General features: G+C 38.1%; 4 protein-coding genes. All 4 read right to left on the bottom strand.

The window, feature by feature from the left end; translation table 11 throughout:
* Positions 1 to 129: 129 nt before the first annotated feature.
* The 4 genes from AAV97_RS08630 to AAV97_RS08615 all read right to left on the bottom strand — a co-directional run bounded on the left by AAV97_RS08630 (position 130) and on the right by AAV97_RS08615 (position 6,343).
* Positions 130 to 1,566, bottom strand: a complete 1,437-nt coding sequence (locus AAV97_RS08630) for an adenylate/guanylate cyclase domain-containing protein (protein WP_004830892.1) — start codon at positions 1,564 to 1,566, stop codon at positions 130 to 132.
* A gap of 57 nt (positions 1,567 to 1,623) precedes the next feature.
* On the bottom strand, positions 1,624 to 2,058 hold the full coding sequence (locus AAV97_RS08625) for an HIT domain-containing protein (protein WP_004830893.1): 435 nt from the start codon (positions 2,056 to 2,058) through the stop codon (positions 1,624 to 1,626).
* Positions 2,059 to 2,287: 229 nt separating this feature from the next.
* On the bottom strand, positions 2,288 to 5,749 hold the full coding sequence (gene mfd / locus AAV97_RS08620) for a transcription-repair coupling factor (protein ID WP_046760347.1): 3,462 nt from the start codon (positions 5,747 to 5,749) through the stop codon (positions 2,288 to 2,290).
* Positions 5,750 to 5,815: 66 nt separating this feature from the next.
* Positions 5,816 to 6,343, bottom strand: coding sequence for a hypothetical protein (locus AAV97_RS08615; protein ID WP_046760346.1), 528 nt, complete (start codon positions 6,341 to 6,343; stop codon positions 5,816 to 5,818).
* Positions 6,344 to 6,550: the final 207 nt, after the last annotated feature.

The following is a 6,550-nucleotide window of genomic DNA, read 5'->3' as shown; positions in this document are numbered from 1 at the left end:
TTAAAAGTCATGAATAAAAAGCAAATAAAAACCAATCAACATGAGTGGTTGTGATTTGCTTTTACTTATTGCTCAGTCTTTAAGTGATAACAACAGACTTGAATGTTCAATGTAAAATTTTAAACCTGCCTAGCGAATTTCATCTTCAGCATTTAGTCTTGCAACACCTTGCGCATTGGTCAGTCGCTGCTGAACTTTAATACGATCGACCATTTTTTCAAGTACTTCAACCAGCTCTGGATACTCAAAGTTTTGCACTTCTTCTAAATTAAGCACCAAATGAAAACCTTTATATTCATAGTCAAACCATTGCTGATTTTCATTTTTACTGGCTGAGTATTTCTCCATGACCTGCCAAGTTCTCACTTTACCTTGAATACCTTTTAATTCAATTGGTGATTTTGGCGCACAGAGATAATCATTTTTAATCAATTTATAGGTTTCATCTGAAACAAGAATTTCATCAATATCCGCAGCGTACTGTAAACGCGCTGCCAAATTTGCATCGCGACCAACAATTGTATAAGCCATACGATGTACAGCACCGTAATTTCCAACGTGACAATAGCCTGTACTTACCCCCATACGAATATGCAATGGCGCATAGCCCATTTTCACCCAACGTTCACGTAGAAACTTCATTTGCTGTCGCATGGCAATTGCCATATCGATGCAGTTTTTAGCATCCTGTTCCACACCTTGTGAATCTGGATCACCAAAGAAAATCAGAATCGCATCGCCCATGAATTTATCAATGGTCGCACCATATTGCTTGGCAATTTCAGTCATATGACTAAGATAATCATTGAGTACAAATGCCAAATCATCAGGAATTAATGTTTCTGATAGCTCAGTAAAGCCCTGAATATCTGAAAAGAAAACAGTGATCTTTTTACGTTTATATTCAATTTTCGCTTCGGTATCGCCACGCATGATCGCTTGCCAAAGCTGCAATGGAGCATAGCGACTGAGTTGATTTGACAACTCAATATAGCGATTCATTTCATTAAAATAGGTATTTTTTTTGATTTCTACACTTTTAATACGACGATTTTGATAATAATTACCGATATTAACAAACAAAATAATTCCAATAAAAGACAGCACAGAAAGTTCAGGGCTGGTTTGCTGGAAATAATCGTAAAAGCCAAAAATGAAAATAATATTGGTATAGAAAACAATAAAAGCAATCAAGATAGCCAAAGAAGCCATCATGAAAGAAATTTTACTGTTGATGGCGGTATAGATCAGCGCAAATAAAAGTACAAAAGAAACAACTAGGCTTAAATGTACTGCTGCTAGTGCTGTCGAAACAACAATAACATCCACCAAAAAATAGATATTTTTACGGATTTTTGAGCCGTATGAATATTCCAGCCATCGAGAAAATTTGGGGCTGGCTAAGAAAATAAAACCAATAAAAAAGGGAACATAGAACTGATAGTTAGCAACAGGAGAAGTAAAATAATAAATGATAACAAGCAGTGCAATAATCAAATATCCCATAAAGCGCTGGAATATTTCAAATTGCTTAGGCTCTTTATCTAACATACGTTCAAATGGCAAAATATTTTACCTCGAATGTCATTTTATTAAACACTTCCCTTGTGCTGTTTTAAAAACTTAGTCCATACGCCAATCAAACGGCATATCACCTTGACCACGCAATGCCAACATTAATGTCTGACGCATATGTGCCAACACTTCATTGGTATATGGAACAGCTTGTAAACCAAATACAGGCTTAGGCCAAGCTACATCATTTTGATAACGCACGACATGATGAAAATGCAATTGTGGGACCATATTACCCAATGCAGCCACATTCATCTTGTCAGCGCGGAAAACACGTGACAGTTGACTAGATAACCAGCTCGACTCACGCAAAAACTGTTCTTGATCAGCTTGACTCAATTCATATAATTCAGTGATACCAGGTACACGTGGAATAAGAATTAACCACGGAAATTGCATATCATTCATTAAACGACATGTTGAAAGCGGAAAGTCGCCTACAAAAAAAGTATCTTGAGCAAGTTGTGGATGCAAACTAAACATATCTTTATAAATGACGCAAAATTAAAAGGATGGCTAATACTAACACATCGGTTTTCGTGTGAATATTGGTTATCTCGTGTTTCGGTACAAATAAACACAGTTTGCTTTGAACCTGATCACAATTACACTTTATAGAATCATTGTTTTTTTTCAAGATCATCTCTGAAAAAATTTCATGATTTTTTCTCAGTTCTGAATAAAGATTATTCATCTTCAACATATTGATAAATTAACGCTTTAATTCAGCAAGCAAGTTATTCAATAAATCTTGCACAAACTGAATGCGCTTCTCATATTCTTCCAACATCACCATCACTTTCAGACGTTGACCACCTTCCATACGGTACCAGGTCGGATGTTTTTGCATCATTTGAATGATACTGATTGCTTGCACGGGTGTATCAGGTGAAAATTCAATCACCCCACCATGTGCCCCGATATCAATTTTGGTGATTTCTAACTGCTCTGCCTTGATACGGATTTGATGCACACTAAATAACTGCTTGACGGGCTGTGGTGGCACACCGAAACGGTCTATCAGCTCCATCCGAATATTGTCTAATTTGTCGGCTGTATCTGTATTACTGATCCGTTTGTAGAACATCAGTCGTTGATGTACATCACCTAAGTATTCATCAGGTATTAATGCTGGCATGTGTAAAGTAATTTCAGAGGTGAGCGAAAGTGGTGTATCAAAATTAGGCGTTTTACCTTGTTGAATTGCTTTCGTCGCTTTGGCCAACATTTCCATATATAAACTATAACCGATAGCATTCATTGAACCACTTTGTTGTTCACCCAGTAACTCACCAGCGCCACGTATTTCTAAATCCTCAGTCGCTAACATAAAACCAGCACCAAGATTTGATGCTCTTGAAATTGCGTCTAAACGTTTTTCTGCATCACCTTTTAGACCTTTAAGCGAAGGTACCATCAAATATGCATACGCTTGATGATGTGAGCGCCCTACACGACCACGCAGCTGATGTAATTGTGCAAGCCCTAGCTTGTCAGCACGTTCAATGATAATCGTATTGGCATTCGGGACATCAATTCCCGTTTCAATAATGGTCGAACACACCAAGACATTATATTCTTTATGATAAAACTGCTGCATGACTTGTTCTAATTCACGCTCACGCATTTGACCATGTGCAACAGCGACACGTGCCTCAGGAACCAATTGACGAATATTCTCTGCAGCACGTTCAATGGTATCTACTTCATTATGTAAGATGTAGACCTGACCGCCACGAAGCAATTCACGCAAAATTGCTTCCTTCATGGTTTCATTAGTTTGCTCATTGACAAAAGTTTTCACAGCTAAACGGCGTGCGGGTGGCGTTGCAATGATCGAAAGATCACGCATTCCCCCAAATGCCATATTCAGCGTCCGCGGAATCGGTGTAGCTGTCAATGTCAGCATATCCACATCAGCACGCATGGCTTTAATGCGCTCTTTATCTCGCACACCAAAACGATGCTCTTCATCCACAATCATCAAACCTAAGTTTTTGAATTGCACATTTTCCTGAAGAATTTTGTGGGTTCCAATGACAATATCAACTTTTCCCTCGACCAAATCCTCAATTGTTTTGACATGACTTTTACTGGTACCAAAACGTGAAAGTACTTCAACACGGATGGGCCAATCAGCAAATCGGTCTTTAAAGGATTCATAATGTTGTTGTGCCAACAATGTGGTTGGAACAAGAACCGCCACTTGTCGATTGTTCTGAACGGCAACAAAGGCTGCTCGCATCGCAACTTCTGTTTTACCAAATCCCACATCACCACAGACCAAGCGATCCATCGGTTTGGCTTGTTGCATATCATACAATGTTGCTTCAATTGCATTGGCTTGATCTAGCGTTTCTTCATAGGCAAAGCCACTGGAAAACTGCATATATGCACTTTGATCTAATTCAAAACTGATACCCGGTTTTGACTGGCGTCTCGCTTGAATATGTAATAATTCAGCAGCGACATCGTGAATTTGTTCGAGGGCTTTTCGTTTCGCTTTGTTCCATGCATCAGTTCCAAGCTTATGCAAAGGTGCTAAGTCTGGATCACCACCACTAAAACGACTAATAAGATGTAGATTTGTCACAGGCACATAAACTTTTGCATCATCTGCATAGTTGAGTTGCAAAAACTCATAATCCTGATCATCGATATTCAGTGTAACCAAACCCGCATAACGACCAACACCATGATCGATATGAACCACAGGTGCCCCAATATTCAGTTCAGTCAAACTTCGAATCAAAAACTCTTCTGAAACTTCCTGTTGACGCTTACGACGGCGCTGTACAACGCGATGTTCATAAAGCTGATTTTCAGAAATTACCGACAACTCATCACTAATCACTAGACCACGGTCTAAAGGCGCGTTAGTGATCGCAACGGAAAAATTTGATTGCTGAAAAATTTGGAAATTCTCTACAACAGGAATTTCCCCTAAACTTGCTCTTAACGCATCTTTTAAGGTTTCACGACGTCCAGCACTTTCGGCCACCAATAACACAGGATGATTGGCATCATCGACATATTGCTTGACGACCTTAAAAGGTTGCTCTTGCTTCGGATCAACAGGTAATTTTGGCGGTATTTCAACAGATAAATTAATACAGCCTGCTTTTAATTCAATCTGCTCTGTAGACGCAATAATTCTTGCAAATTGATTCAACTGTTCAAACAGCTGATTGGGTTGTATAAAAATTTCTTCAGGTGGCAGCAATGGCTGATCAATATTGTGCCGTCTATCTTCATAACGACGCATGACATCTGCCCAAAACTGAATTAAACCGTCCTCAATATACTTATCTGTAATGACAATTGCATTGCTTGGTAAGTACGATGTCAAACAACTTTGTGTCTGCATTGCAGTTTGGGTAAAAAATAATGGAAAATAAAAGTCTAATCCTGGCGATGCAATTCCCTCTAATACATCTTGATAAATTGGATTTTTCTTAGGATTTGCTGTTGGAAAGCTTTCCGCATAGCGATCTCTAAATATAGAGCGTGCTTCTTTTAAAGGAAATTCTTTTGCGGGTAATACAGTGAAATGCTCAAGTTTTGTTGTGGTTCTTTGGGTCTCAGGATCAAAAAATTTTAAACTGTCGATTTCATCATCAAACAGATCTATACGAATCGGTGCACTTTGCCCAGATGCATAGATATCCATGATGCTACCGCGTACCGCAAACTCACCGTGATCATAAACCGTATCGACCAAATGGTAACCTGCTTGAACTAGTTTTAATTTTTGTTGTTCTAAATCAAACTTCTGACCAACCTTAATATCGAAATGTTCCCCTAAAATCCATGATGTGGGTGCAACACGCTGTGCCAAAGTTGTAGCAGACACCAATAAAATACCTTTTGGGGGCATATTGGCAAGAATAGACAGCCGTTCAGACACAATATCTTGATGAGGTGATAAACGATCATATGGCAATATTTCCCAATCCGGAAAAATTGTCGGTTTAACACCATAAAATTCAAGTTCACTTTCAAGTTGTGTTAAGTGCTGATTATTACGCGCGACCAGCACAAACAGTTGCTCATACTTCTCCGTTATTTCCTTAAAAAGTAAGGCAGCAGAAGAACCCAGCATTGTACCAATCCAGCGCTTTTCGCCTGCTTTCAATTGTTTTAAATTAAGGTCAGAGATTTCTTGTTTAAACATATTTGTATCGGGTCTAAAAGACATAAGCAATAGTTTAACATGATGACTTTGTTGAGTTCAGTGATTTTATTTGTTCAATTTATTTGGCTGATGACTAAATACGACTAATTTCCCATCAGGATAAAACCCACGCCAACCACAAGGCAGACCGCCTGCATAATAAACCTGTAAAATCTCTTGCCAAATCGGTGGAAAATAGCCATTTGCATAACAATTAAAAATATAACCGATATCATGCATGATTAATTCGTGAGCTATTCCTATTCCATCAAATGTTGTCCACTTTTCAAGTAATCCATTCAAATTTTTTGTGAACAAATCGTAATAGTTATTTTGCTGTAATTGATAATCAATTCTTGAATTCAATTTCCAATCAAAATCTTCTGGAAACTGTGAGTCAATGACTGTTTCCCAATCTGTAAATTTCTCCCAACTATTGTCCGTTGCAAAATCCATCGCTAAGCTAATGTCTGAAGTAATAAAATAATCTTTATTCGATGTATAAGGTTGACTAAAAAAATTATCACCCTCTAGAAATTGAATAAATTCTCCAGCTAGCTCAACAACTTCAACCCAATTATTTGCAATTAACATTAGGGTCTGTGGACAATTCGTCTATGTTTGCGACTATGTGTGTTTTTTAGACGATTCTAGGCGCGAAATACGAAATTTAGTCATTCTAAATAAGTAGTTCGTAACGACGAAGCTACAAAAAACACGCTAGTCCCGAAGGGTTGTGGCTAAAATTATCTCAGGCTACGTTATGAAACTTAAAAATAGTCTCGCTATTCTCTTCATTTC

This window comes from Acinetobacter sp. Ag2, from assembly GCF_001005515.1.
Taxonomy (GTDB): domain Bacteria; phylum Pseudomonadota; class Gammaproteobacteria; order Pseudomonadales; family Moraxellaceae; genus Acinetobacter; species Acinetobacter bereziniae.
The sequence above is the reverse complement of the archived record's forward strand: the minus strand, read 5'-3'. Positions and strand labels throughout refer to the sequence as shown.